Here is a 25,441-nt window from a genome sequence, read left to right as displayed (position 1 = left end):
GCTCACCCGCCGTGATCCACATGGACGCGGGCGGCGGGGTCGGGTCGGTGAAAGAGCTGCACGTCTCATCGCTTCATCATGGGGCGTGCGGTTCCCCGGCGCCCTCCTGGCCGAAGCCGTCCTCGACACGTGCCAGTGTGCGCTGAGCCGACAGCGGGTTCCGCGGATCGGCGGCGGCGGTCAGCAGGCGCTCGGCGGTTCTGGCCGGCTCGTCGGGCGGGACGACCAGCAGCTCCCAGCGCCCCACGGTGCCGCAGTCCAGGGTGATGGCATGCTCCTCGGCGGTGGCGTCGCTCAGGGCGACCTCGATCACGTGGTCGGGCGCCGACACGGTCAGCGGCGCGTCGGGCCAGGCCGCAGCGCCCACCGTGACGCGGGTGACCGTGCCACGGCCGGGGTCGAGCGAGCCCACGAGCGCGGGCAGCTCCAGTTCCAGGGCGTCGCAACGCGGCCACCACGCTCCGTCCAGCGGGCCGTGGCTGGCCTCCGGCGTGAGCCTCAGCCGCGCCAGCGGCATCGTGTACGTGTGGGCGTCACGCGGTGGCGCGCCTCCGGCCGGCGGTGTGAGGGAGTCCATCGTGCGATCCCGTCCGGGCGGCTGGCAGCCACCCTCGTTCCGTCACTCGCCGGGAACGGCGCTGTCGTGATCGTGCGCCCGACATGCTCTCGGTGCCACCAAGGCTACGCCCGGCCCGGACGGGCGGCCCGAGGCGCCGGAAGCGACGGTCCGCTTCCCCGGAACAGGGTCAACACGCAAGGAGCACCCCGACCGGGCAGCCCGACCATCTCCCCGAGGTTCCGCCAGCCCCACGAGTCGTAGGCGGCTTGCCCGGCCCGGTCGGCCGGACTCAGCAGGGCCACTCCGAGCTCGGTGCGCTCATCGGCCAGCAGACGCTGTTGCAGACGGCGGCCGATGTCGCGGTGCTGCGGGTGCCGGTGCGTCACGACCTGGGTGAGGAGCAGGAACCGGGCACAGCCGGTGAGCCGTTGGATGCTTTCCTGCAACCCCCGCTCGGACGGGCCCACGGGGCTCACCGGGAATCCGAAGACGCATCCCACCAGCACCGTCGTCTCGGCGAGGAGCAGCGCGAAGCCAGGCCGTCGGGCGCTGACGGCAAGCCGCCGCAGGAAGTCGCTCCGTGCCCGGTACGCCTTTCCGGAGGAGCCCGCCACAGACGCCACGGACAGGTCGGCCATGTCCTCTCGCATGTCTTCCGCCTGCCGACGGGTAAGTCTGCGCAGGCGGATCGCGCCCGCGACGACCGACGCATGGGCGCAGTCACCGGGGGGCAGTCTCCCGGGCGCCGGCGGAACCGCCGCGATCGTGTCCGGCAGACCGCGGAGCAGGGCCGGCGGCACAGGATGTGCCGGGGACGGTAGGAGCAGGGGCGCGGAACCGGTGGCGGCGAGGAGCTTGGTGATCTGCGCGCACGGATGGTGCAGGTGCAGACAGGCGTGTACGCGGCCGGCATGCCGTGACGCCGTCAGGAAGACGTCCAACCCCTTGGCGTCACACGAGCCGACCGTGGTCAGATCCACGTCGATGGCGGTCATGCCGTCGCGCAGGCACTGCTCCAGCGCGGCCCGCAGCAGGGGCGCCGTGGCCGGCCAGATGTCGCCGACAAGGGTGACGAGGGCCCGCTCCCCCCGGTCACGCCGGTGGATGTCCAGGCGCTGCACGTCCATCACCCCGCCCTTCGGCAGGGAAGCACAACGACCAAGGGAAGGTACGGAGTTGCTGTGATCGCGGCGGCCATGACGCCGACCTGTCTCCGCACCGCCGCTCGGACGACCCGGGGTTGGTCTCTCGCCGAGGACGACCCGGCAGGACGGCCGGAGTGCGTGATGCCCTCGGTATCTCCACCGTACGCCGCCGGCCACCTCGACCCGCAGCAGCGGACGGGTCCACGGAACGAGCGCACCGCCTGCCGGGCACTCATGAAGACATCCGGGGCAGACGGCCCACTCGTGAGGCACACTGCCGAACCTCACGCCGCCCGGGTATCCGGTGAGGGCGGTCTCACACAAAGCCGCCACAGGTAGGCGCGTTTCCGCTCACGCAGGGCCCTGAAGACGAAGCAGCGCCGGAAACTCGGGGTACGTTCAGGCTACGCCTGGCCTGGGAGCGACGCCCGGGCCGTCACAGGGCCAGGACCGCGCGCACTCTGTTGCCGCCCCCGCTGACCGGATCGATGTCGAGGCGCTGTGCCACGCACCGCACCATGGCGAGGCCGCGCCCGCTCTCGCCCCAGGTCGTCAGCGGTCGCACACGGGGCCGGCCGGGGCTGTCGTCGTAGACCTCGACGGTCACCTGCGTGTCGAACGCGTGCAGGCGCAGGCGGCAGGTGCCGCCGTGTCGCGTGGCGTTGGTGACCAGTTCGGAGACGATGAGGGTCGCGTCGCCGATGTGCTCGGCGTCGAGCCCTGCCGCCCGGCGGTCGGGCCGGGCGAGGAACTGCGAGGTCAACTTCCGTGCCCTGCCCGCCGATTCGGCCTCGCCGGGCAGGAGGTACTCGACTCGTACGGAACGCCGATGGGTACGCCGATGCGCACGCATGGCGGATCACTTCCCCTCCTGGGCCACCGACCGCCATGGCCGTGGCCACTCGCCGGGCCGCGGCATGTCCTGCCCGGCCGGGCCTGTCCCCTCCTGATGCCCCGCGGGGCTGATCGCCAACCGGAAGCGGGCGAGCGACTCACCGGTCGCGGCGCGGCGGCGCTGCAGCGCGATCGTCACGTGTCTTCTGCCGGAGAGGACTTCCTCCCGCATCCTCCAGGAGCGCGCTCGCCGTGAGGTGAAGCGCGGGATCGGCCGCGGCCGTCATCAGTCGCCCGGCCGTGGCCGCCCCGGTCCCGGGCGGGACGATCAGCAGGTCCCGGCGTCCGACGCCGTAGGAGAAGAGCCGGATGGCGTGCGGGTCGAACCCGGACGTGTACCACGTGGCCCGCACCGTGTGACCGGCGACGGGCAGCTCGCACGGCGCCTGCGGCCAGGCACTGCGGTGCGCGGCCATGCGCGTCACACGCCCCCACGATGTGTCGAACGCCTCGATGAGAGCGGGCAGTTCGGCGGGAAGGTCGTCGGAACGGGGCCACCAGGCGCCGCTCACGGGGCCGGGCGGAAAGGTCGGCGGGCGCAGGGTGAGCCGGGTGGGACGAAGTGAGGAGGGGCGCTTCCGGGAGGAGCGCTTGCGGTCGGGCGAGGCGCGTCGACCGGTGGGCGCGTTCATGTCGCGGTCCCTGTCTCCGGGCCGCCGGGCGACGGGCCGGTGTCGTGGTGCGCCGAGAACGACGCCGACGGGGGCCGGCGCACGGGAAACTCCCGGTTCGCTCCACGCTACTCCGCCCCGGTGCGTCGACAGGCGGGCCGACCGACGGATTCTCAAGGGTCGTCATGGGTTCCCACCCGGGGAGAGTCCGCATAGGCTTGCACGATTCCGCCGCGCACAGGATTTCGTTCGGAACGCACGACGTTCGGCAGCCCCTCGGCTGCCAGTGCCCCGAGAACCCGGGCAAGGACCGATTCGCAGCTCCCACAGAGCAGTCGGCTCTCGTTGCCCGCCCGGTCGGCTCCTTTGCTCGCCTCGCCCTGCTTCCCCTCGTCGCGTGACCGGCACGGTGATCTTCCGCTCGCCGTGGCACGGTCCGATGTGGGGCACACGGCTCCCGAAAGCGCACCGAGACCGGGGGGAATCGGCCGCGCGGGGAGCCCAGGGCGGCCGTCGTCGGGGATCGGACGCCCGACGGCGGCCGTCGGAAGGCGTCTGCGCCGGCGGACCCTGCGCGTGTGCAGTCGTCCGGCGTCGTGCTGCCGGTCACCGTTCGGCGACGGTTGGTGGGCGTCAAGGCGCCGCCGGCCCGGAGGTACCTGCCGGAGGGTGCTGACCAGCGGTGTCCGGGCGTTCCCCCGCACGAGGAGTACGGTGGGCAGAACGAGGGTGTGTCGTGCCGATCCGACAGGTCGTCTCCAGCACACCACCCGCCCCATGGGCAGCCCGTGACCCCGGCCGCACTTCCGTCAGAGCGGCCTCATCGAGGGCAGGAGCCCCGTCCCATGTCACTCAGTCCCACCACGCCTGTCACGTCTGTCCCGGCACCCCCGCCGGACACCGTCCCGCCGCCGCAGACCTACGACGGCACCTCCCCCTTCCCCTCGGACGGCCCGTTGCCCGCGCGCGACGGCGGGGAGCGGCTGTACGTGGCTGTGACCGCGGTGATCGTCGTCCTGCCGTTCGTGGCCCTCGGCCTGGCCGGCCGGCTGCTGTGGGGCAGCCTGATCCACCCGGCCGACATCGTGCTCGCCGCCGTCCTCTACACGATCACGGGCCTCGGCGTCACGGTCGGCTTCCACCGCGGACTCACCCACGGCGGCTACCGTGCCGCCCGTCCCGTGCGCATCGCGCTCGCGGTGGCCGGTTCGATGAGCTTCCAGGGCGACGTCATCGGCTGGGTCGCCACCCACCGCCGCCACCACGCCTTCACCGACCGGCCCGGCGACCCGCACTCGCCGTACCGCTACGGCACGCATCTGCGCGGCCAGTTGCGCGGGCTGCTGCATGCCCATGTCGGCTGGCTGTTCCGCAACGACCGTACGCCTCCGGAGCGTTACGCCCCCGACCTGCTGGCCGACCGCGACATCCGGGCCGTCTCCCGCGCCTTCCCGCTGCTGTGTGTCCTCACGCTCGCGCTGCCGTTCGGGCTGGGCTGGGCGATCGGCGGCAGCCGGCTGTACGGCGTGACCGCCCTGCTGTGGGCGGGACTGGTCCGCATCGCCCTGCTCCACCACGTCACCTGGAGCGTCAACTCCCTCTGCCACCTGATCGGTGAGCGTCCCTTCCGCACCAGGCGCCACGACCGGGCCACCAACCTGTGGCCGCTCGCCCTGCTCTCCTTCGGCGAGAGCTGGCACAACCTCCACCACGCCGACCCCACCAGCGCCCGGCACGGCGTCGACCGCGGTCAGCTCGACCCGTCCGCCGCCGTCATCCGCCTCCTCGAACGCCTCGGCTGGGTGCACGACGTGCGCTGGCCGACGCCGGAGCGGGTCGCGGCCCGTCGCGCCTGACGTCAACCACCCACTCGCGCACGGCCAGTCGACAGGAGCCCGGCCCATGACCACCGCACTGCAACCCCCGCTTCCCTCCCACCCTGTCCTGCGCCTGCGCCTGGCACCCCACAGCGATCTGCCCCGGGCCATCGACGGGGCGTGGTGGCCGCGCTCCTACGACCTCCTCGTCGAACTCCCGCGCCTGCTCGCCGGGTTGCCACGGGAGTGGGGTCATGTCGCCAGCGTCACCGTCAACGGGGCGGCCTGGCCCGTGACGGCCGGCCGGATGTTCGTGTCCAACCAGGTCGTACGACTGCACAGGACCCTGGCCGCGTCCGCCCCGCCCACCGTCGTCCTGCTTGCCCCCGGCCGGGGGCGCTGGGACCTGCTGGTCGTGCCCCCGGACACGACCGCAGAGGCCGCGGAACCGCTCATGGCGGCCGCGGTGGCCGACATCGAGGGAGGTTCGCCATGGGTACCGGACCCGGTTCCCCGCGGGTGACCCCGCTCCCGCCGGACGCCGTCCACCGGGCCGTGAAGCCCGGTACGGCCGTCGTGCGGCTGGAGACGACGGATGACCGGCGGGGCGTTCTCGACGGGGCGTGGTGGCCGCGCTCCCGTGACATCGCGGCCGAACTCCCCGCCCTGGTCACGGCGTTGACCGAGCTCCTGGGTCCCGTCACACGGGTCGGCCTGGACGCCACCGCGTGGGACGCGCTGCCGACGCGGCTGGTCGTCGGCGACCGTGTGGTCCGCATCGACTCCTTCCCGGTCGGCGACGACACCGTCCTGGTCACCCGGGGCGATCAGGACCACTTCTCCCTCCTCGTGGTCCCGCCGCACGCGACGCCCGAGGCGGCACGCGCCGCGATGGCCGAAGCGGTACGCGCCGACAACGTCACCCAGGCCGCACAGATCCTCATCGACACCGGGACGTGAGAGAGGTCAGCCGCCGCGGTCCACGGAACGGTCCGGTGCCGGTGGCGGGATGTCCGCGGTGTCGAAGCCGCCCGAGATGATCTGCGTGGCGAACTCCGACAGACGCAGGTGACGGGCGCGGGCGTACGACCGGAACGCGGCGAAGGCGTCGTCGACGGAGGTGTTCCAGCGTTCCGCCAGCACGCCCTTGACCTGTTCGATCAGGATGCGGCTGCTCAGCGCGGTCTCCAGCTGGCTGTTCTCGACGTGCGACTGCTCCAGTGTGCGCTGCTGCAGGATCGCGATGGTGGCCACGTCGGCGAGGGCGCGGGCGAGCGCGATGTCGTCGTCGCCGAGGCGTTGCGGTGTGGTCTGGAAGAGGTTGAGCGCGCCGACGATCCTGCTGCGCAGGCGCAGCGGTATGGCGTGGGTGGCCACGTACCCGGTCTCGCGGGCGCGGGCCGCGAAGCGCGGCCAGGGCACGGTCGTCTCCGGGCGCGTCAGGTCGATGTTGGTGCGGGCGTTGCCGGTGCGGTAGCACTCCACGCACGGGCCCTGGTCCTGCTGGAGCGCGAACAGCTCCAGCAGCCGGGTGTGTTCGTCCGAGGCGGCGATGATCTGCAGTTCGCCGTGCGCGTCGGCGAGCAGGATGCCGGCGGCCGACACGTCGAGCAGCTCGACGCAGCGTGTGGACAGCCGTTGCAGCAGGTCGATGACGTCGAAGTCGTCGACGAGGGAGTCGGCGACCTCCACGAAGATCTCGGCCAGACGTCGTTCGCGGGCCATGCCGATCATCCCTTTCCTCCGTCGGGCGAATTCGGCCCGCTTCCATCGTCGTCGAAATCGTCGGTGAAGTCGTCGGTGGGGTCGTTGCGGAAACGGAGCCTGCGGGCGACCACGTCCTCGGCCACCTCCCCGAGGGGGCGTTCGCTGCCGTAGGCGTGGGCCCGCAGGCGCAGGAGCGCTTCCTGCATGGACACATCGAGCTGGACGCTGATCATTCCCGTGGCCTGGTGCACGGCCGGGCGGTGCAGCACCGACGGTGGCTCCGGAATTCCGAGCGGCGAACCGTCCCCGCCCCGGCGCAGGTCCCCGCCCAGGAACGCGCCGGTCAGCGCCGCCGCCAGGGCGCCGGCGTCCGCGTACTGCTGCTCGCCCATCCGCCGGTCCCCGTCGCACAGCACGGTCAGTACGCCGACCCGGATGGCGCCGATGCCGAGCGGGAAACAACAGACACCGTGGACCCCCAGCTCCTCCGCGGCGGACAGCAGCGCGGGCCAGCGCTCGGGGCGAACGCGGTCCAGGTCCGGCTCCAGGACGGGCGAGCCGGTGCGGACCGCGTCCGGTGCCGGGCCCTCGCCCAGCGTGAACTGGAGCTCCTCGAACCGCGCGCTCAGCTCGGGGTGACACCACAGTGGCTCCGGCGTCCGCTCGGCGCCGACGAGCAGGGTCAGCGCGACGCCCTCGGCGCCGAGGACCCGCGCCCAGGCCGCCGCCGGATCACCGGGCGCGTCCAGGTGCAGTCGGCGCAGCACCTCGGCCATGCCGTCGCTGATCACGGTGCCCGATTCTGCCACGGGCGGGGCTCCGTGCCGCGGGGCACCGCGCGGCCGCCGTCGCACCTCATGTGGGCCGGTCCGGTGCCGTGCGGCCGGCGGGTATGCCCCGCCAGGCGTCCCGGGGGCTGGCGTACCGGGGGAAACGGGCCAGCAGGCCGCAGGCCCGGAACAGGAGGGTCGTGCCCGGCCGGACGTGGACGACGCGCACCCATCCGCCCCGCCGGCGGCAGTCGTGCCACGCCGCGCACAGCGGATCCAGGACGCTGCCGTCCATGAAGGTCACGCCGCGCAGGTCGACTATGAGGAAGGGTGGCCCGCCGTCGCACCGGGCGGCCTCCAGGTCGTGCGCGAAGGCCGGCGCGGTCGTCACGTCCAGCTCACCGCCGGCCCGGACCACATGGCACTCGTCGAACAGATCGGGATACGGGCTCATTCGCGCCCATCTCCTCTGTCGGTGGAGTGGCTTTCGCCTTGCGCAGGGCCTCTGTTGCGCGGAACGGTGCTGCACGGAGAGGGCCGGGGGCACGGGCGGCCGTGCACCCAGCGTACTGCCGCGCACACGCGCGGCGGGGCGGCGGCCGGGCCCGGTTTTCCGCACCCTCTCGTCACCCCGGCCGTTCGGCTCCCCCAGCACGTTGGCTGAACCGGAGAAGCCTGGGCGGGGCCAGTCCCCAGGGGAACGCTGCTGAAACCCGCCTTGTACACCAAGTCCCCTGCCCGGCCGAGCGCACACCTCCGCGGAGCGGTTCACTCGTGTCTTTCCGCGATCAGGAATCAGGCAGACGCAGGGCGAGGAGGGCCACGTCGTCGGTGCTGCCGGGCGGCATCCGGGCCAGCAGTTCGTCGCACAGCGTGTCCAACGGTGCGGTGGCGAGCGCGAGGGCGTGGCGGCGCAGCCGGCCCAGGCCGGTGTCGAGGTCGCTGCCGGGGATCTCGATCAGCCCGTCGGTGTAGAGGAGGAGGGTGGCGGCAGGGGCAGGGTGGCGTCGGGCCAGGCCAGGGACCGCAGGATGCCGTGCAGTTGGGCCATCCCGGCCGCCGTGGTCAGATCGTGGCCCACGACCGACCCTCTCGGCCAGCGCCTGGAGCAGCGGGCACAGCTCCCTCAGGAGGGTGCTGCCGTCCGCATCCCGGTGTAGCAGCTCGTGCGCGTCCATCCCGCGCATCGCCCGGGCGGTCCGGCCCAGCAGCCGTTCGGCGGCAGGGTTGACGGCCAGGATCCGTCCGGCCGGATCCACCACCATCAGGGCGGTGCTCAGCTGCTCGACGACCTGCCGCCAGAAACCCTGCTCGATCGCCCCTTCACCTCCCGCACCCTCCACCGTGCCGCCCTCCTGTCATGGCGGCCGTCAGCGGACAGGACGCCGTCTGGCGCGCCGGGACAGCCGCACCGCGAAGAAGACCATGTCGGCGACGAAGAGCACGATGCCGATGGCCAGGAGATAGCCCAGGCCGTTCGCTGCCGCACCGATGATTCCCAGCACGACGGCCACGAGGACGAGGACAAGGAACAGCGCCATCAATCCGATCACCTCCTCCGGGCCGCGCCTGCGGGGTCAGCGGCGCGCGAGCTGACGTTCGCCCCCTGCTCCCGGCCGGTACGTCATGTCGTAGTGCCGGAAGATCTCTTCCTCCTGCTCGGCAGGCAGCACGTCGTCCGTTCCGATCGACGGAGCCTTCCGTACCTGCCCCCTGTCGTAGGAGACCTTCACATAGCCGGGTCCGAGGACGGCGTCGTGGACGGGGACGAAGACCAGTCGGTGACGGGTGGGCAGTCCGGTCCGGACGGTGGCCATGGCCGGTTCGTCGGTGGCCGTGTCCACATAGACCGCTTCGAGTACGCCGATCCTGCGCTGTTTCGGGTCGACCACGGCATGGTCGCGCCACTCACGGATGTCGGCCGCACGGATCATGCCCTGCTCCCTGTCTGCGCGCTCCGCCGGTGGTACGACGGCCTCGGCTGACCCACATGTCATCGTATGACCCAAAAACCCTGCCGTCATTGGATGCTTCTGCGGGCACTACGGCGTCCGAGGCCCAGCTGCGCACCGGGTCGTTCCTCCGCCGACCGAACGGTCCGTTGAGCCTGTCCGAGGAGTACGCTGAAATCACCGAGGATATTTCGCGCACCGGCTTCCATGCTTGTGACGTTTTCGGCGATCGAATATGCCGGGCCGGTTACGGCCGGCCCGGGGCAGGGTTCGCGTCATGACTGCGACCATTTCCCTCCCGCCGACAGCCGAAGCGGAAGACCGTTCCTCCTCGTCCTCCGTCCGTCTGTCCCTGGCTCCCGTCGGTTCCGCACCGGCTCTGCTGGACGGCGCCTGGTGGCCCCGCTCCCGCGATCTGGTGGCGGAACTCCCCTCCCTGACCGACGTGCTGGATCCGCTGTGGGGGCGGATCACCCGGGTCACGGTGAATCCCACCCATTGGCCGGTCGTCCCGCGCAAGGTGCCCGTCGCCGGGCATGTGGTGAAGGTGGGCTGGTTCCTGGCCGAGCAGGACCCGCATGAACTGCTGTTGCTCTCCTACCGCACGGGCCGCTGGAACCTCCTCGTGGTCCCGCCGCAGACGACTCCCGTCTCGGCCGCCTGGTTGATGTCCGCCGCGAGCGACCCACTGGGCACGTCGACCGCGAGCCGGCTGATGGAGGAGGCGGCGCGCCTGCGGACGGTGTCCGAGACCGACCGGGCCGTCGAGGCGGTCTGGGTCTCCGAAGGAGGACATGCGGCCCGCGATCCGGTCGCACGTCCACGGATCCCGGCCGTGACCGAGGCGCTGCCGCATCAGCCGATGGGAAGGTGAGGGTCGTGGAGACGTTCGTGACGGTGCTCGTGATCCTCGCGATGATCGCTCTCGGGGTGTTCCTCATCCATCTGCTCGGCGCACAGCACGGCGACCGCATCGCCGCATTCCACTACGGCCGCTCCGGAACGCCTGTCGCGGGACCGGCCGCGTCGGCTCCGCGGAAGGCCCGCGGCGGGGTGGGGACGAGCAGCGCCGGCCGCCGCCGCGACCATCGCGACGGCGGACGCGGGCGGCTCCGGCCCCGGCGCCGCACCCGTGACGGAGCCGGGTGAGCCCGTCTCCGGCAGGCACTCCCCGCCCGTCACCGAACGGGCGAACCGAACCAACTGATGCGCACAGCCCGCAGCCCGGGACCCCGGCCGCCGCACCGCTCCTGACAGGCCGGGGTCTTTCCGTGTCCTGCTTCCCTCCGAGCCGACCAGGCTTCCGACAGCGCCGTCCGCGCCCCGGACGGTAACCCTTCAGGACACGATGCCCGCCGGGTGCGGACCTTCCGTCCGATCGCCAGGCACATCTCCGAACGGCCGATCCACCACCGCCCTCCCCGACTCGGGCTGCCGGACCGGCCGTTCACTCCTCACCACGTACATCCCCGCATCGGCGGTACGCCGCGACGGGCACCCCGAACCGAGGAGCCATGCCCCTACCCCAGCTGAAAGTCCACCGGCACGACCGCAGCCACCGCACCCTGATCACCCTCGCAGGAGAGATCGACACGGCCACCGCCCCGCTCGTACGCACCGCAGTGGCGGCATGCGTGCTCGACGGCGTCCGCTACGTCGACGTCGATCTCACGGCGGCCACCTTCTGCGACGCCGGCGGACTCAACGCCTTCCTCGCGGCACACCGGACGGCCACCGGAGGACGAACTGGTCGCGTTCTTCAATCAGTCTGGTGGGGACGACGGTTCGGCCTTCGCCGAGCGCTTGCGGTCCCTGGATACGGACACGGTTGTATGGCGCCGGCAGCTCCTGCGGGATGGCGAAGGTCGCCCGGTCGCTCTCTACGCATGGGCGCTGGACGGGCGAACGCTGATCGTCCCGGTGCTCCGCACCGCAGACCACGCGCTCGAAGAGACCCTGGCCAGGCAACTCCTCTTCCTGCTCAAGCGTCTTGGGCGGGACTCTGGCGCGGAGATCATTCGCATCACCGATCCGCACCCCTCCGCGGTCGCCAAGGCCGCCGCCGGGAACGACGGTTTCTTCGAGCACGACGGCAGGCTGGTGGCCCTCCTGGTGAACGTGTGCGGTACGGCGGCCGAGGTGGAGGCAGTGGCTGGTGGGCTCGCTCGCGAGTTGACCGTGGAGGCGGCCGCACTGCATAAGGGCATGCCCGCCGTGGTGGCCGCCGTGGTGGAACGTGCCTGGTGGCCTGCGAAGGTCATCGACTCCGGGCTGCCGTCCTTCCTGGTGCCGATCAAACCGCGTTGGTCCACCGAACTGTTCAATGTCCCGGCGATGCTCCTGCCGCGTAGCCAAGTTCTCGGCATCAGCAGGGAGCACGTCTACTACCGTTCCTCGGGGCGTCGCGGCGAGAGCGTTCCCGCTCGCCTCCTTTGGTACGTCAGCGAGGGCCCTGCCGGCGTGGAAAGCCAGATGGTCGTGGGCAGTTCGAGGCTGGACGAGGTGCTTATCGACACACCCGATGCCCTCTTCTCGAAATTCGAACACCTGAGCGTATATGGTCGAGCTGAGGTTCAAGAAGCCGCTGACGCCTCAGGTCACGCCATGGCCCTGAGGTTCTCGGACACCGAGATCTTTCCCAGGTCGGTGACGCTGAGGCGATTGGCCTCGCTGGCCAGGGAGCTGGGGCTACCTTGGTCGTCGAACTCGCTGATCTCGCTGTCGAAGATCAGCAACGAGCTGTTCCAGGCGGTCTACCAAGAGGGGCACCGAAAGACGTGAACGATCCGGAACGCGCGATGCTGCTGTCCGTCCACCCGCGCTTCGCCACCGCGATCCTGGCCGGCAGCAAGACGGTGGAGGTCCGCCGGCAACGCGTCGCCGCGCCTCCCGGAACGCCCGTCCTGCTCTACGCGACCGCACCCACCATGGCCCTGGTGGGTATGGCGCGCATCGCCTCGGTACACGTGGCCTCCCCCAAGGAGGTCTGGTCGGCGCATCGCGCCCAGACGGGGATCACTCGACGCGAGTACGACGCCTACATGGACGGCGCGACCCAAGCGAGCGGTCTCACCTTGGAGGACCCCGTGTCCTTCGACGAGCCCGTGACGCTCAGCGCGCTGCGTGCTGCGGGGACCTTCCACCCTCCGCAGAGCTATCGCTACCTGAAGAGTGCTGAACTTCGTCAGGTATCAGAGGCTGGGCCCGCCGTGGGCAGTGCGCTGCGGCAAGCACTGCCAGATGTGGTGCACGCGTAGCAGGCGGGGCTCCGAGCCGATTGATCGCGGGAGCCCCTCCGCCGCTCGTTAGCCGCCGAACACTGCTTGGTACGCCGCCTGCCCCTGCTGCACCAATAGCGTGAGGCCGGCTGTCGTGGTCGTGACCGCGCCCAGAGCCTCATGCACGCGCAGGTACGCAGCCCTGATCCGCCCGGGCTCCGGCTGCTCGGCCGAGGTAGCCTCCTCCAGCACTTCGACGTCCTGAATCAGAGCTTCGTGCTGGTCCGACGAGGCTCCTAGCGTCGGGGCCAACTGCCGTGCCAGGGCTGCGAACTCGGCGAGAGCGGAGGCGTCGAAGCCGAAGTCGTTGTTCTGCACCACGCTCTGTTGGGACCCGGCGACGATGCCGGAGGAATTGTTGATGTTGTATGTGTCGCCGGTGCGCTGCTGGCGGCTCAGATAGTCGCTCACTGTTCCTCCGGACAGTACGCAGTCAGTGCCTGAGTCAGAGACTGCGGCCTTGATCGAACTCGTGGGACTCGGGTCCTCGTTTGCCCGGTGGACAAGCCCCCGCCGGGTCAGGTGCTCCAGCGCGCCGAGGATCTCGTCCACGGACAGAGAGTCGCCCGCGAAGTACGAGCCCGGCGCCTCGACGAACGCCATGACCTCTACGAGTTCTCGACCGCGACCGGTCTGGAACAGCCAGTACAGCAAGGCGTCGCATGCGTGGACGAAGCGTGCGACCGAGTCGGTCTGCAGCGTCCTCAGCCGTTGAGCTGCCAGCGTCCCCTCGTCGGTGAGGAAGACCTGGGAGTCAGTGCCGGAGAGGTCCCGGGAGATCTCGACGAGCCCATGCTGCTCCAGCTGCAACGCCATGGTCTTGGCCTCGACTGAGGGGAGTCCTTCCGAGTCGACATACGAAGAGACGTCAGCGGCCACTCCTGGCTGGAGGGCAGCCAGATCGTCAAGCCACACGAGTAGACGCGAGAGATGCGGGTCCTTCTCGATGCCTGCGTTCACGGGTGAAGCCGACGGGATCTCTGGAGCATCCACCTGGACCGGAACGCGGATGGGATGCTTGCGGGCCGCGCGCTCGAATTCCTTCGCGATCTCTCGCTGCATGTTCTCGATGGCCCGCTTGTTGATCTCGAACCCGGCCATGCGCGGCCTCCTGTCGTCGGTGACATCAAGAAGCCTAATGAGCACCGCTGACAACGGGGCTCCCGAAGAGGCGGCTGGGCTCACCGGGTGAGTCGGGGACGGCCGCCTCGGCTCCGGGTGGGGCATCGCTCGCGGTGGTCTGCACGTAGCTGCCGTGAACTGCCGCTTTGCGTAAGCGACTTCACAGGAGTCCCATGCAATAGTGGTGCAGGTCACACGAAATGCGTCTCGCCATTTGAGACGTCCAAGGGTGGAGTCGCTCAAAGTGGCGCCCGAGCACCCCTGTAATGGCCGCTCGACCTCGACTTAGGGCACGTGGAGGGCACGCAGCCCCCGAATTGGACTAGACAACAAACAAACCCCAGGCCGCTGACCTGGGGTTTCATTATGGAGCGGGTGACGAGAATCGAACTCGCGCTCTCAGCTTGGGAAGCTGATGTTCTACCATTAAACTACACCCGCGTAAGACGCCGACCGGAGTCGGTGTCCGAACGCATCGTCACCTTACCTCATCCCCGGCCCCCGGCGCTGAAGCCGTGGGGCCCGTGTGCGTTTCGGGGGGCGATGAGGCTGCGGGGGGCCGGAGTTGGGGCGTACCGTGGAGGGGTGGGTGAGGGTCCGGGGAGGTCGGAGAGCCCCCTGGAGAGTCGTTCCTTTGATCCCGTAATGTGGCATTTGTCGTCAGGTGATCAGTAGCCGGACGCGGCTCTTGGGGAAGGGACTCTTGGACTTGATGGAGCGCACCGTCGTCCGTTGTGCCGATGGGCACGTGTTCAGCACCGCTTCGTTCCCGATGCGGCAGGCCGAGCGGCTCGGCCCCGGTCGGCTCCTCCGGTGCCCACGGTGTGCCCGGCTCCGCAGTGTGGTGCCGGTCAGCCTTGAGAGGCAGAAGTACTAGGCGGAGCAGTAGCGGGCGCGCGGGTGGCTGGATTGTGGCCGGTCCGCGCGCCTTGCGTATCCTCAGGGCGTGCTTCTCTCAGACAAGGACATCCGGGCCGAGATCGACGCCGGGCGGGTGGTGATCGATCCCTATGACAAATCCATGGTGCAGCCGTCGAGTGTCGACGTGCGGCTGGACCGGTTCTTCCGGGTGTTCGAGAACCACCGCTACCCGCACATCGACCCCTCCGTCGAGCAGGCCGATCTGACGCGGCTCGTGGAGCCCGAGGGTGACGAGCCGTTCATCCTGCACCCCGGGGAGTTCGTCCTCGCCAGCACGTACGAGGTCATCACGCTTCCCGACGATCTTGCCTCGCGGCTCGAGGGGAAGAGCTCGCTCGGGCGGCTGGGCCTGGTCACCCACTCCACCGCCGGGTTCATCGATCCCGGCTTCTCCGGGCATGTGACGCTGGAGCTCTCCAACCTCGCCACCCTGCCCATCAAGCTGTGGCCGGGCATGAAGATCGGCCAGCTGTGCATGTTCCGGCTGAGCTCGCCGGCCGAGTTCCCGTACGGGAGCGAGCGGTACGGCTCCCGGTACCAGGGGCAGCGCGGTCCCACCGCGTCCCGGTCCTACCTCAACTTCCACCGGACCCAGGTGTGAGTGAAATGGGGAGTGCGCGGGAGAACCTGACCTACGAGGCCTTCGGGCAGGCCGTGCGCGAGCTCGCGCAGGCCATCGCCGACGACGGGTACGAGCCGGACATCGTGCTCAGCATCGCGCGCGGCGGCGTGTTCGTCGCAGGTGGGCTGGCCTACGCCCTCGACTGCAAGAACATCCACCTGGTGAACGTGGAGTTCTACACGGGCGTGGGCACCACCCTCGAGATGCCCGTCATGCTCGCGCCCGTTCCCAACGTGATCGACTTCTCCGACAAGAAGGTGCTCATCACCGACGACGTCGCCGACACGGGCAAGACGCTGAAGCTGGTGCGCGACTTCTGTCTCGACACCGTCGCCGAGGTCCGCTCCGCCGTCGTCTACGAGAAGTCGCAGTCGCTGGTGAAGTGCGAGTACGTGTGGAAGCGTACCGACGACTGGATCAACTTCCCGTGGAGTGTCCTGCCCGTGGTGCGCAAGTCGGGGGAGCCGGTCACCCCGTCGAAGGAAGCACTCTGACCTGCTGCTCTGCAAAGACCTCAGCGGAGCTGCTCAGCGCCTGTCCCGAAGGCGGGTGCGAGCTTGTGCCAAGATCGCGGGATGCTGCGACTCACCGATTTCATCATCGACTGCCCGGACACGATGAAGCTGGCGGCCTTCTACTCCGAGGTGACGGGCCGTCCGATCAAGGAAGGCAGCTCCGAGGACTGGGCCGGCATCCAGTTCGGCGCGATCGAGCTGGCATTCATCCGGGTGGACGACTACCGCGCTCCGCAGTGGCCCGACGGTGAGCACCCCAAGCAGTTCCACCTCGACTTCGAAGTGGACGAGATCGAGGCCGAGCAGCGCCGCGTCCTCGACCTCGGCGCGACGCTGAGGCAGGACTTCATCGGCCCCGACGGCTACGGCTGGCAGGTCTACACCGATCCGTTCGGCCACCCCTTCTGCCTGTGCCGCAACAAGGGCGCCATCTGGACCGACCAGGGCCCGACCTGGCCCGGCGCGGCTGACTAGCCGCCCGACGGAAAGGGCTCCCGGCAGTGCGCCGGGAGCCCTTTGTGTCGTACGCGTGTGTCAGAACGTGCCCAGCTTCACGATCGACAGCAGGGCGATCAGCTGGATCGCCGAGGCGCCCAGGGCCTTCGGCCAGGGCAGGTCGTGGGAGCGGCTGACCATCATCGTCAGCAGCGCGCCCGCCGCGACCCAGGTCGCCCAGCCCAGGGCCTGGACGAAGGTCGCGTTGCCGCCGAAGAACATGGCGAAGACGAGACGGGGCGCATCGGTCAGGGACATGATCAGCATGGAGAGGCCGACCGTGGGCTGCCAGGCGCCGTCGCCGCCGAGCTGGCGGGCCAGGGTGTGGGTGACCACGCCCAGGATGAAGGACGAGAGGACCAGCGCGACGGCCGTCGTCAGGACGATGGGCACCGCGTTCGCCAGGGTGGCGTTGATCGCGTCCGAGCGTGCGCCGTCGAAGCCGAAGACGGCGAGCAGGCCGTAGAGGAAGGTCACGATGAGGGCCGGGCCCCACATCGTGTAGTCCCGCATCTGCAGGAAGGTCTGGGCGGGCGAGAGGACGATGCCCCTCAGGAGGTCCTTCCAGTGCAGGCGGGGGCCTGCGGGGGCCGCCGGGGCCGAGCCCGCGCGGTAGGTGCCGCCCTGGTTGTACGGGTCCTCGCCGACCGTGAACGCCTGGGTGTGGCCCGGGTTGTTGGCCGCGTACGGGTCCGGGCCGCCCTGCGGTGCGTAGGCGCCGCCGTCACCGAAGTACTCCGGCTCGCCGTACCCGCCGCCGTTGCCCTGCGGCCACTGGCCGCCGGCGTTCCCGTACTGCGGTGCCGCGGGTCGGCCGTACGACGGGCCCTGCTGTCCGTACGGGGGTTGTTGCGGTCGCGTTTGCGGAGCCCCGTTGTTACGGGCGCCGCGTCCGATCCTGAATCCAGCCACGTCTTCGAACGTACCTGGTCCCGGAGATCGAGGTGCAGGGCCCGGTGGTTCGGGCCCGGGTTTGCTGCCGAGCTGTGACATCCCTTAAGGGGACGGTAAGGGGATCCCTTAGGGAGAAGGAGGAGCCGGGCCCGAGGGTGAGGGCCCGGCTCCCGTAGGGGGCGGGTCAGTCCGCGAAGTTGGCGCCGAAGTACGGGGTGCCGGTCGTCGAGACGCCCGAGGTGTTCGGGGTGATCGCGCGGGAGCCGGTGGCGGTGATCCTCGTGCCGTCGGAGGGCAGGTAGGTCACCGCGCCGTCGCCGCTGTTCTCGGCGGAGCCGACGGTCAGGTCGGCTTTGCCGTCGCCGGTGACGTCGTCGAGCTTGAGGTCGAGGCCGAACATGTCGCCGTCCTCGTCGTCGCCCGGCACGCCCGGGGTGGACTGGGCGAAGGACTGGGCTCCGGACGTGGTGTCCAGGCCGCTCGAGGTGCCGTAGAGGACGGTGACCGCACCGGTGTCGGCGTTGCTGCCGAGGTCCTCGCCGGCGACGCCGATCGCCAGGTCGAGGAAGCCGTCGCCGTTGATGTCGCCCAGGTCGAGCTCGTAGCCGAACATGTCCCTGGACTCGGAGGAGCCGGGGACGTTGCCGGTGTCCTGGGTGATGCCGGTGGAGGTGCCGGGGCCGGAGGCGGTGCCGTAGGTGACCCAGACCTTGCCGCCCTTGGCGGAGTCGGGGATGGTCGTGCCGTCGGAGGTGGTGGCGTCCCAGTTGGCGCCGCTGACGATGTCGCCGTAGCCGTCGCCGTTGATGTCGCCGATGGCGGTGATCACGCCGGGCTTCAGGGCCTTGGCGGAGGCGACGCTCAGGCCGCTCGCGGTGCCGGGAACGTAGTAGTTGCGGTTCCAGCCGTAGGCGGTCTGTGTCTCGAAGCCGTCGACGACCAGGTCGGTGCGCTTGTCCCCGTTGATGTCGCCGGCGGTCAGGTTGAGGGGCCCCTGGGCGCCGCCGCCGCTCTGGATGGCGGGCTTGATCGTGTAGCGGCCGCCGGGCGTGCCCGTGGAGCTGAAGCCGCCCTTGAAGACGTAGATGGTGGAGGCGGAGCTGCCGACGGCCAGGTCGGCCTTGCCGTCGCCGTCGAAGTCGCCGGCCGCGAGGTTCTTGCCCCAGAGGTCGTGGCTGGAGGGGGCCGGGTCGGACACGGTGACGCCCTTGCCGGTGAGGCCGGCGCTGGAACCCCAGAGGATCGCGAGGGTGCCGCCGTCGGCGTCGGTGCCGACCTTCTCGTGCGGGGAGCTGACCGCCAGGTCGTCGTAGCCGTCGCCGTTGAAGTCGGCGTACGCGGTGTCCGAGGCGAAGGCGTCGCCGGCCTCGGAGGCGCCGGGGACTCCGGCGCTGTTCTGGCTGAGCGTGGTGCGCTTGGCGGAGGAGAGGCCGGTGGAGGTGCCGTAGAGGACGACCAGTTGGCCGGCGTTCTTCAGGCCGTTCACATAGGCGCCGGAGGCCGAGAAGGCCACGTCGCCGATCCCGTCGCCGTTGAAGTCGGCCTGTGGGACGTGGGTGGAGTCCGCGGCCGTGGCGTTCACGGCCGAGAACGTGAGCAGACCGCCCGTCAGAGCGACGGCGGTGGCCGACGCGAGGGCGAGTCGCAGAGGCTTGTGCATGCGGGTTTTCTCCTGCGGCATGCGGGGGATGCCTGGCGGGCATCCGCAGTCGGTGGGGTGCGAGCCGACCCGGGTTCGCCGGGAGTTGTCCTCGGGTTCATGGGTCGGTCGGCGATCAGGAGACCCGCATCGGGCCGTAAGGGTTGTACGTGAGTTCGGAAAAGCGTTGTGGCCGTTGTGGCCGTTGTGGCTGCTGTGACTGGCGCGGCCGGAGCCTGGCGCCCTTGGCGCCACGGTGGATGCGAGGGTGCCCCGCCGCTCCTGGTGGGAGGGGCGGGGCACCGGGGTTGCCGCGGGGTCAGTGCAGTGCGCCGACCTCCGTCGCCGTCAGGGTCCGCGGGTAGACGTGGACATCGGCGACCGAGCCGGGGAAGGCCAGGTACGGGGTCGTGGCCGCCGCGCTGTTGACGCAGCCGCCGATGGTCAGGGGCAGGGAGGAGTCGTACTGGGGGCTGAGGTTGGTGGCCGTGCCCATCAGGCTGCCGTTCTGGTAGAGGGCCATCACTCCGGTGCTGGGGTCCCCGGCGACCGGTGCCCTGTAGGTGGCGACCAGATGGGTCCAGGTGCCGATCTTGCCGGTGCCCGTGTCTCCTTCCGCGGTGGGGAAGTCGGAGCTCGGATCGTTGCTGGTGGTGGTCTGGAACATCCAGCCCTGGTTGCTCTTGTCGTAGGCGAGGTAGAACGCCTGGTGGGTGGTGGTTCCCTGGCAGAGGGCGGCGGTTCCCAGCGCTGAGTTGATCTTCACCCAGGCGGAGACGGTGTAGTCGCCGAGGGTGTTCACCGCGCTCTGCTTGCTCTTGAGGAAGCCGGTGCTGCCGTCGAAGGCGACGCTGCCGGACAGCCCGCTCGGCGCGTCCGTGCCGTAGGTGGCGCTGCCGGTGGCGGTGAACGGGTTGAGGGAGGCGCTGTCGGTCCCGTCCCCGGCCAGCTTCCACTCGTCCTCGGGCATGCCCTTGTCCCAGCCGGCCGGGACGATCACGCTGTTCGCGCCCGCGTCGCTCGCGGTCATCGCGTACGGGTAGACCCGCACATCGGACACCGAGCCGGGGAAGGCGTTGTACGGCGAGGTCGCGTCGGGGCTGTTGACGCAGCCGCCGACGGTCAGCGGCATGGAGGAGTCGTACTGCGGGGTGGGGTTGGTGGCGGTCCCCATCAGGGTGCCGTTCTGGTAGATCGACATCGTGCCCGTGCCGTCGTCTCCGTCGACGGGGGCGGTGTAGGTGACCAGGAGATGGGTCCAGGTGCCGAGGACGCCGGTGCCCGCGTCTCCTTCCGCGGTGGGGAAGTCGGCGTTGTCGTCGTTGGTGGTCGTGGTCTGGAACATCCAGCCCTTGTTGCCCCGGTCGTATCCGATGTAGAACGCCTGGTGCTGGCTGGTGCCCTCACAGATGGCGGTGGCCGGGTTGTCCGCCGAGTCGAGCTTCACCCACGCGGAGACGGTGTAGTCGGTGAGGGTGTTGACGGCGGTGTGGTCGCTCTCCAGGAATCCGGTGCTGCCGTCGAAGTGCGTGGCGGTGACCGGGGCGTTGACCGCGTCGGCTCCGGTCGAACCGAAGGTCGCGCCGCCGACCGCGGTGAACGGGTTGTCGCCGCGTGCGTCCGTGCCGTCGGTGGCCACCTCCCACTCGTTGTCGGGGGTGTCGCTGCCGGTGGCCTCGGGGACGATCATGTTCGGCGCGATGCCGACGACCTGGGTGTTGGTGTCGTTGAGGTAGCGGGCGGCGAGGTCGTCGTAGTACGCGTTCGACGGGTTGCCGGTGGAGAGGTCCGCCGCCTTCACGGTCGACGAGGTGGCCGTGCCGTCGGTGGAGACCGCCGCGGCGAAGTCGATGACCTGGCTCGGGAAGTTGTCGAGCAGATAGCCGTTCACCTGCTCACGTGCGGCCTCCTGCGTCGCGGTGCCCGCGTGGGCGGCGGTGAACGGCGGGATGGTGGTGAGGTAGACGGTGATGTTGGAGTTCTGGGTGACCGGCTGCCCGTTGACGAAGGTCTGTCCGTCGTCGGTGTAGTACGCGCTCAACTCGCTGTTGAGCGCGGCCAGTCCCTTCTCGACGCCGGTGGCGCAGGTGTCGGCCGTGCCGGTGCAGTTGAGCAGGTCGGCGGCGCCGGTGGAGACGAGTACGGTGCGCACGTTGCCCTGGGCCAGCACATTGCGGTCCACCGGGTTGAGGGCGTTGGTCGGGGTGTCGCTGTAGGTGCCCTGCGGCAGCAGGTTGTTGTTCAGGCTGGTGCTGTTGGTGCCGGCGTTGAGGATGCCGTAGTCGACGGTGTCGTCCCCGTTGGGGTCGCTGACGATGGCGTTGGTGATGGCGTCGCTCAGGTGGTGCCGCCCGTCGCCGCTCGCGGTGTCGGCGTTGACGCTCTGGTCGCCGTAGAGGACCAGTGAGCCGGTGGGGGCGGAGACCGGAGTGGTGACGTCGATTCCGGCCATGTACGGCAGACCGGTGTACGTCGTCTGCGTGAACCTGGCGGCCGCGGTGTCACCGGTGCGGTTGGCCGCGTCGCTGACCCACACGGGGGTCCGGGCCGCGGCGTGGCCCGGCATGGCGGAGACGGAGCCGTGGACCTGAAGGCTGACCAGGACGGTCGCCTGCTGCGGCACCGTCAGCGTCACCGGGTCGCTGGTGACGTCGCCGCCCGCCGGAATGGTGATGGCGGTGGTGGTGGGGGAGCCGAAGGTCAGCGGCACTGGGGCCGCGGCCGCCGTGGCGCCGCCCGCCGTGCCGTCCTGCAGGGCGACGGAGGCCGCGTCGAAAGTCACCGGGCCGGCGCCGAGGGCGTTGGACAGGTGGATGCGCACGCCGTTGCCGGCGTCGGTGCCGATGCTGACGTGTGCCGGGACACGCAGCGTCTGCCCGCTGACGGAGGCTGTGCTGCCACTGGACAACTGCACCTTGGCGGTGTCCTGGACGGAGGACCAGGTGCCGACCCAGTGCTGGGCGCTGGTTCCGCTGCCGGTGACGGTCACCGGACGCAAGCCCAGGCCCAGGACGTGCAGCGTGGGCTGGCCGGCCTGGACGCCGTTGGTGAACAGCGGCAGGGAGATGCTGCTGACGACCGAGCCGGGGCACTGCAGCGGGACGCTCACCGCGTAGATCTTCGGGCCGGAAGCCGGGCTGGTCTGGGTGTTGTTGCTGTGGTTCTCGTGGACCAGGGTCAGCGAGGCCGCGGAGGCGGGGCCGCTGATCCAGTCGGGCACGGTGTCCAGCGTGTACGACTGGTCGGCCGGATTGGCCGGGTCGATGCAGTTGTTCTTGGCGTAGGTGATGGAGCCGGTGGCTCCCTTGGCCGCACCGCCGGTGGCGAAGACGAGGAAGACCACGGAGCCGCCGCTGTTCACCGCGCCGCTGCCCGGCACGGTGACCGTCTGCCCGGAGGCCAGCATGTTGTCGTAGGTGCCCGTGCCGAACTTCGGCAGCGCGATGCTCGCCCCGTCGACGGTCACCGACTTGCCGCTCTGCCAGCCGGATGTGCCGGTGAGATCACCGGAGTTGATGCTGTTGCCTGAGCCGTCGGCGTCGGCGGTGCTGGTCGTGGTGGTGAAGGTGCTGGTGGCGGTGTTGTTCAGGCAGCTGCCGGTGCTGTTGATCGCGCAGCTCAGTGCGGGAGCGAGGCGCAGCACGTCGATGCCGGCCTGGTAGCCCGTCGAGGAGGGGTTCTTGCCGGTCAGGGTGAGGGTCAGTGTGTGAATGCCCTGTTTGAGGGTGAGGAGCTGACCGTTCGCGTCCTTGGGGATGCCGAGGTTGACGAAGCGGGTGGTGGTGTACGAGTTGTAGGCGTCGAGGCCGCTGATCAGCGTGGCCTGGGTGGGCTTGCCCGCGTCCAGGACCAGGCCGTAGATGCCGTAGTCCTTGCCCTTGGTCAGATTGACCCCGAAGCTCCAGGGGCCGTCCTTGGGGATGTCGAAGGAGAAGGTGGCGCTGTCACCGGCGGCCACCTTCGAGGTGGTGCTCTTGTTGGCGAGCATGGCCTGGTAGCCGTCGGCGAACTCGTAGCCGCTGTAGGCGGGTTGGCTGATCAGCTGGCCGCCCTTGGACGTGGTGGTCGCCTTGGGTACGACGGTGGTCGTGCCGTCGGTGTTGGTCGCCGTCCAGCCGCTGATCATCTTGTCGCCGTAGGCGTACGTCGGGGTGCTCGTGCCGGCGTAGAAGGCGTAGCTCGTCTGGGTGACGGACGTCGAGCCGGCCTGGTCGACGGCCTTGGCGTACAGCGTGTGCGGGCCCGCCGTGCCGGGGGCGAAGGCGGGGGAGGCGCTGCCGTTGACGACCGAGGTGCCGGTGCCGGGGCCGTTGTCGGAGGTGACGTAGTAGACCTTGCCCGGCGTGATCTTCGTACCGGTGGTCCAGTGCGTGACGCTGCTGCTGTAGACCGTGTTGCCGAGCGTGCCGTCCAGGTCGAACAGATAGCCGGTGATGTTGTTGGTGTGGTTGTTGCCGAGCGTGAAGGTGCCCTTGTCGCCGAAGGCGGCGCCGATCTGCTTGGCCGGGAACTGACTGGAGGTCACGGTCGGGGCTGGGGGTGCGCTGGTGTCCACCGTGAAGGTCTGCGTCTTGGTCCAGACACCGGAGCCGGGGCCGACCCAGTAACCGGCCGCGTTCTGCGCGGTGGCCTTCCAGGTGTAGGTGCCGTCCGGCAGGCTCGGGGTGGTCCAGTCGCTGCCGTTGGTGTTGTAGCGGGCCCGCTTCTTGGAGTCCGTACTGGGCCCGAAGCCCTGGTGGATCAGGGTGCCCGAGGAGTTGAAGACGTTGTAGTCGATGCGCACCAGTTCGCTGCCGCCGGCCAGGTCGGGGTCGACCGCACGCGCGGAGAGCGTCGGGGTGTGCGTGGTGGTCATCGTCTTGCCCATGCTCACGGTGGACGGCTTGACGGCGGGCGTGCCGGTGCCGTTCTTGAGCTTGGGGCGGTAGCTGTAGGTGACCGACATGGTGGCGCCGCCGCCGTAGGCGAGCTGCTTCCACTGCGTGGCGTCGTTCATGTCGGGCGACTGGACCATCAGCGTCATGCTCTTCCAGCCACCGGCCGCCGCGCTCTGCGCCCGGGAGGTCACGTCGAACTCCAGTGACGGCGGGCTGACCCAGGAGTTGGCGCCGTCGGTGACCGGGCAGGTGCCGGCTTCGTGGCTCTTGGGGTTGGTGCCCAGCGAGCCGGTGCGCCCACCGGGCTCGTGGCCCCAGTACAGCGAGGAGGAACTCCAGCCGGCGGGGCGGTCGGTGCCGTAGACGGCGGCCGGGGTGTCCGAGCAGGAGGCGGCGGAGAGTTGCTTCACATACAGCGAGGCGTGCGTGACCACGGCGCCTTTGATGCCGCTGGTGTTCATCTGGTAGTACGTGCGGGCCCGCTCGCCGTTGCCGGGGGTGGAGTTGTCCCACCCCTCACGGGCGTTGGTCGACCCCGAGGTGGACGTCGAGTTGTAGACGTTCCATCCGTTGTCGGAGATCCGTGCCCAGTCCAGCTGGGAGGGCCTGCCGCTCCACTCCGGGTCCACGTAGACCGGGTAGGCGGTGCTTCTGTCGGTGAGCAACTTCCGGTCCAGGCCGAGCAGTTGCCTGCCGTGCCGAAGGGTCACCCGGACCTGGGCGCGATGCCTGCCGACCTCGGCGGCCGCTTTGTGCTCGGCCCGTGCGGCGGTGTCGGTGGTCGTGCGGGCCAGGGAGGAGGGGCCGGTCCTGCGGCCGGCGCTGTCCCACATCAGCGCGGTGTCGCTGTGGAACACCGTCTCGCCCGTGCGCCTGTCCTTGGCCTGCGCGCCGCCGTCGCGGGTGGCGGTCAGTTCGAGGTTGGCCGACGTGGTGCCGAGCGCGAGGCTCTGCAGACGGGGATCGGCCGCCGCCTTGCGGGACTTGACCACGAGCATCGAGGAGTAGCCGGAGGCGTCCGCGGTCAGTTGCAGGTCCACCTGGGGCAGCACCTCGGGGTACGTGGCCGTGTCACCGGAGATGACCGGTGCGGGCAGGGTGCCGGGCCACGAGAACCCCAGCCGGTCCGTGCCGCTCCTCATCGTGACCAGCGCGCCGGAACCGCCGCCGGAGAACGTCACCCCGGTGACGGCGGCCCGGGGCGCCCAGGTCCCGTCCGCCTGCCGCACCAGCGTGGTGTCGATCGGCACCCATTTCCCGTGCTGCCGGGTGCGCTGCGGCATCGAGGAGTCGGTGCGGGTGAAGGTGCCGTTGGGATTGGCCACCACCACCGTGCCGGTGTCGGTGAGTTGCTCGACCGTGACCGGCCTGCCGGTGGCCTTGGCCCGGGCGGACGCCGACTCGGTGGCGTTCAGGCGCCGCGCGGCGGGCCGGTGGGTGCTCGGGTGGGACGGGCGGGTGGGCGCGGCGGGCGCCGCGTGGGCGGGCACCGCCGCACCCAGCGATCCGGCGGCCAGGGCCGCGACGACGGTGACGGCCACGGGTCTGGACCTGGGGCGTCGGGACATGCGCATGCGTGTGCGGAAGGCGGGCATGGAGGTTGGGATCCTTCGCGGGTCTCAG

General features: G+C 70.3%; 24 protein-coding genes, 1 tRNA gene and 1 pseudogene. 11 read left to right on the top strand and 15 right to left on the bottom strand.

The genetic code is table 11. The features are described 5' to 3' along the window. Positions 1 to 76: 76 nt before the first annotated feature. The 4 genes from ACFY1E_RS06900 to ACFY1E_RS06885 all read right to left on the bottom strand — a co-directional run bounded on the left by ACFY1E_RS06900 (position 77) and on the right by ACFY1E_RS06885 (position 3,230). Positions 77 to 577 (bottom strand): DUF5994 family protein, encoded by a 501-nt coding sequence (locus ACFY1E_RS06900; RefSeq protein WP_389072342.1) that lies wholly within the window; start codon positions 575 to 577, stop codon positions 77 to 79. Between the two features lie 104 nt (positions 578 to 681). Then, a complete protein-coding gene (locus tag ACFY1E_RS06895) occupies positions 682 to 1,686 on the bottom strand; it encodes an STAS domain-containing protein (RefSeq protein ID WP_389072340.1) in 1,005 nt (334 codons plus the stop codon). Between the two features lie 454 nt (positions 1,687 to 2,140). Next, on the bottom strand, positions 2,141 to 2,557 hold the full coding sequence (locus tag ACFY1E_RS06890; protein WP_389072337.1) for an ATP-binding protein: 417 nt from the start codon (positions 2,555 to 2,557) through the stop codon (positions 2,141 to 2,143). A gap of 139 nt (positions 2,558 to 2,696) precedes the next feature. Next, a complete protein-coding gene (locus ACFY1E_RS06885) occupies positions 2,697 to 3,230 on the bottom strand; it encodes a DUF5994 family protein (RefSeq protein ID WP_389072335.1) in 534 nt (177 codons plus the stop codon). Positions 3,231 to 4,054: 824 nt separating this feature from the next. On the opposite strand from ACFY1E_RS06885, the gene ACFY1E_RS06880 reads away from it, so the two are divergent. Genes ACFY1E_RS06880 through ACFY1E_RS06870 form a run of 3 tightly spaced genes read left to right on the top strand, consistent with a single transcriptional unit; the run spans position 4,055 to position 5,986 of the window. Then, positions 4,055 to 5,065, top strand: coding sequence for an acyl-CoA desaturase (locus tag ACFY1E_RS06880; protein WP_389072332.1), 1,011 nt, complete (start codon positions 4,055 to 4,057; stop codon positions 5,063 to 5,065). A 46-nt stretch (positions 5,066 to 5,111) separates the two neighbouring features. Beyond that, complete coding sequence (locus tag ACFY1E_RS06875; RefSeq protein ID WP_389072330.1) at positions 5,112 to 5,549, top strand: DUF5994 family protein; 438 nt, start codon at positions 5,112 to 5,114, stop codon at positions 5,547 to 5,549. Next, positions 5,519 to 5,986: a DUF5994 family protein gene (locus ACFY1E_RS06870; protein WP_389072327.1), complete on the top strand. Its 468-nt coding sequence runs from the start codon at positions 5,519 to 5,521 to the stop codon at positions 5,984 to 5,986. Before ACFY1E_RS06875 ends, ACFY1E_RS06870 begins: the two co-directional genes overlap by 31 nt. A gap of 6 nt (positions 5,987 to 5,992) precedes the next feature. Here ACFY1E_RS06870 and ACFY1E_RS06865 read toward each other — a convergent pair whose 3' ends face one another. The 6 genes from ACFY1E_RS06865 to ACFY1E_RS06840 form a co-directional block, all read right to left on the bottom strand. Then, positions 5,993 to 6,760, bottom strand: coding sequence for a GAF domain-containing protein (locus ACFY1E_RS06865; RefSeq protein WP_389072325.1), 768 nt, complete (start codon positions 6,758 to 6,760; stop codon positions 5,993 to 5,995). Next, positions 6,757 to 7,542 carry a GAF and ANTAR domain-containing protein gene (locus ACFY1E_RS06860; protein WP_389072323.1) on the bottom strand — a complete coding sequence of 262 codons (786 nt, stop codon included), beginning with the start codon at positions 7,540 to 7,542 and terminating at the stop codon, positions 6,757 to 6,759. The genes ACFY1E_RS06865 and ACFY1E_RS06860 overlap by 4 nt, the downstream gene beginning before the upstream one ends. Before the next feature lie 46 nt (positions 7,543 to 7,588). Beyond that, positions 7,589 to 7,957: an STAS domain-containing protein gene (locus tag ACFY1E_RS06855; protein ID WP_351472800.1), complete on the bottom strand. Its 369-nt coding sequence runs from the start codon at positions 7,955 to 7,957 to the stop codon at positions 7,589 to 7,591. A 334-nt stretch (positions 7,958 to 8,291) separates the two neighbouring features. Beyond that, positions 8,292 to 8,846 (bottom strand): SpoIIE family protein phosphatase, encoded by a 555-nt coding sequence (locus ACFY1E_RS06850; protein ID WP_389072320.1) that lies wholly within the window; start codon positions 8,844 to 8,846, stop codon positions 8,292 to 8,294. A 27-nt stretch (positions 8,847 to 8,873) separates the two neighbouring features. Next, entirely contained in the window at positions 8,874 to 9,044 is a 171-nt protein-coding gene (locus tag ACFY1E_RS06845) for a hypothetical protein (protein WP_389072318.1), read from the bottom strand. Between the two features lie 36 nt (positions 9,045 to 9,080). Then, positions 9,081 to 9,437: a PRC-barrel domain-containing protein gene (locus ACFY1E_RS06840; RefSeq protein WP_389072315.1), complete on the bottom strand. Its 357-nt coding sequence runs from the start codon at positions 9,435 to 9,437 to the stop codon at positions 9,081 to 9,083. Positions 9,438 to 9,732: 295 nt separating this feature from the next. Here ACFY1E_RS06840 and ACFY1E_RS06835 point away from each other — a divergent pair, with 295 nt between their 5' ends. From ACFY1E_RS06835 to ACFY1E_RS06815, 5 genes and pseudogenes are all read left to right on the top strand, one after another. Beyond that, positions 9,733 to 10,329 carry a DUF5994 family protein gene (locus ACFY1E_RS06835; protein WP_389072313.1) on the top strand — a complete coding sequence of 199 codons (597 nt, stop codon included), beginning with the start codon at positions 9,733 to 9,735 and terminating at the stop codon, positions 10,327 to 10,329. Positions 10,330 to 10,334: 5 nt separating this feature from the next. Further along, positions 10,335 to 10,604: a hypothetical protein gene (locus ACFY1E_RS06830; protein ID WP_358597924.1), complete on the top strand. Its 270-nt coding sequence runs from the start codon at positions 10,335 to 10,337 to the stop codon at positions 10,602 to 10,604. A gap of 365 nt (positions 10,605 to 10,969) precedes the next feature. Further along, positions 10,970 to 11,125 (top strand): annotated as a pseudogene (locus ACFY1E_RS06825) (anti-sigma factor antagonist); the annotation flags it as partial. A 250-nt stretch (positions 11,126 to 11,375) separates the two neighbouring features. Further along, positions 11,376 to 12,236 (top strand): hypothetical protein, encoded by an 861-nt coding sequence (locus ACFY1E_RS06820; RefSeq protein ID WP_389073384.1) that lies wholly within the window; start codon positions 11,376 to 11,378, stop codon positions 12,234 to 12,236. Then, complete coding sequence (locus ACFY1E_RS06815) at positions 12,233 to 12,712, top strand: ASCH domain-containing protein (RefSeq protein ID WP_389072310.1); 480 nt, start codon at positions 12,233 to 12,235, stop codon at positions 12,710 to 12,712. Before ACFY1E_RS06820 ends, ACFY1E_RS06815 begins: the two co-directional genes overlap by 4 nt. Before the next feature lie 48 nt (positions 12,713 to 12,760). Here the strand turns inward: ACFY1E_RS06815 and ACFY1E_RS06810 are convergent, their stop codons facing one another. After that, positions 12,761 to 13,834, bottom strand: coding sequence for a hypothetical protein (locus ACFY1E_RS06810; RefSeq protein WP_389072308.1), 1,074 nt, complete (start codon positions 13,832 to 13,834; stop codon positions 12,761 to 12,763). 388 nt (positions 13,835 to 14,222) lie between these two features. Next, positions 14,223 to 14,296, bottom strand: a tRNA-Gly gene (locus ACFY1E_RS06805). Between the two features lie 505 nt (positions 14,297 to 14,801). Here ACFY1E_RS06805 and dcd point away from each other — a divergent pair. From dcd to ACFY1E_RS06790, 3 genes are all read left to right on the top strand, one after another. Continuing rightward, complete coding sequence (gene dcd, locus ACFY1E_RS06800; protein ID WP_123966424.1) at positions 14,802 to 15,377, top strand: dCTP deaminase; 576 nt, start codon at positions 14,802 to 14,804, stop codon at positions 15,375 to 15,377. Positions 15,378 to 15,382: 5 nt separating this feature from the next. Then, positions 15,383 to 15,892, top strand: coding sequence for a phosphoribosyltransferase (locus ACFY1E_RS06795; RefSeq protein WP_389072305.1), 510 nt, complete (start codon positions 15,383 to 15,385; stop codon positions 15,890 to 15,892). An 81-nt stretch (positions 15,893 to 15,973) separates the two neighbouring features. Beyond that, on the top strand, positions 15,974 to 16,387 hold the full coding sequence (locus ACFY1E_RS06790; RefSeq protein WP_389072303.1) for a VOC family protein: 414 nt from the start codon (positions 15,974 to 15,976) through the stop codon (positions 16,385 to 16,387). 60 nt (positions 16,388 to 16,447) lie between these two features. Here ACFY1E_RS06790 and ACFY1E_RS06785 read toward each other — a convergent pair whose 3' ends face one another. The 3 genes from ACFY1E_RS06785 to ACFY1E_RS06775 all read right to left on the bottom strand — a co-directional run bounded on the left by ACFY1E_RS06785 (position 16,448) and on the right by ACFY1E_RS06775 (position 25,359). After that, positions 16,448 to 17,401 (bottom strand): Yip1 family protein, encoded by a 954-nt coding sequence (locus tag ACFY1E_RS06785; RefSeq protein ID WP_389072301.1) that lies wholly within the window; start codon positions 17,399 to 17,401, stop codon positions 16,448 to 16,450. Positions 17,402 to 17,486: 85 nt separating this feature from the next. Further along, on the bottom strand, positions 17,487 to 18,962 hold the full coding sequence (locus ACFY1E_RS06780) for a VCBS repeat-containing protein (RefSeq protein WP_389072299.1): 1,476 nt from the start codon (positions 18,960 to 18,962) through the stop codon (positions 17,487 to 17,489). A gap of 298 nt (positions 18,963 to 19,260) precedes the next feature. After that, positions 19,261 to 25,359, bottom strand: a complete 6,099-nt coding sequence (locus ACFY1E_RS06775) for a LamG-like jellyroll fold domain-containing protein (RefSeq protein ID WP_389072296.1) — start codon at positions 25,357 to 25,359, stop codon at positions 19,261 to 19,263. Between the last annotated feature and the right edge of the window lie 82 nt (positions 25,360 to 25,441).

It is taken from the genome of Streptomyces sp. NPDC001604, from assembly GCF_042893475.1.
Classification (GTDB): Bacteria; Actinomycetota; Actinomycetes; order Streptomycetales; family Streptomycetaceae; genus Streptomyces.
The sequence above is the reverse complement of the archived record's forward strand: the minus strand, read 5'-3'. Positions and strand labels throughout refer to the sequence as shown.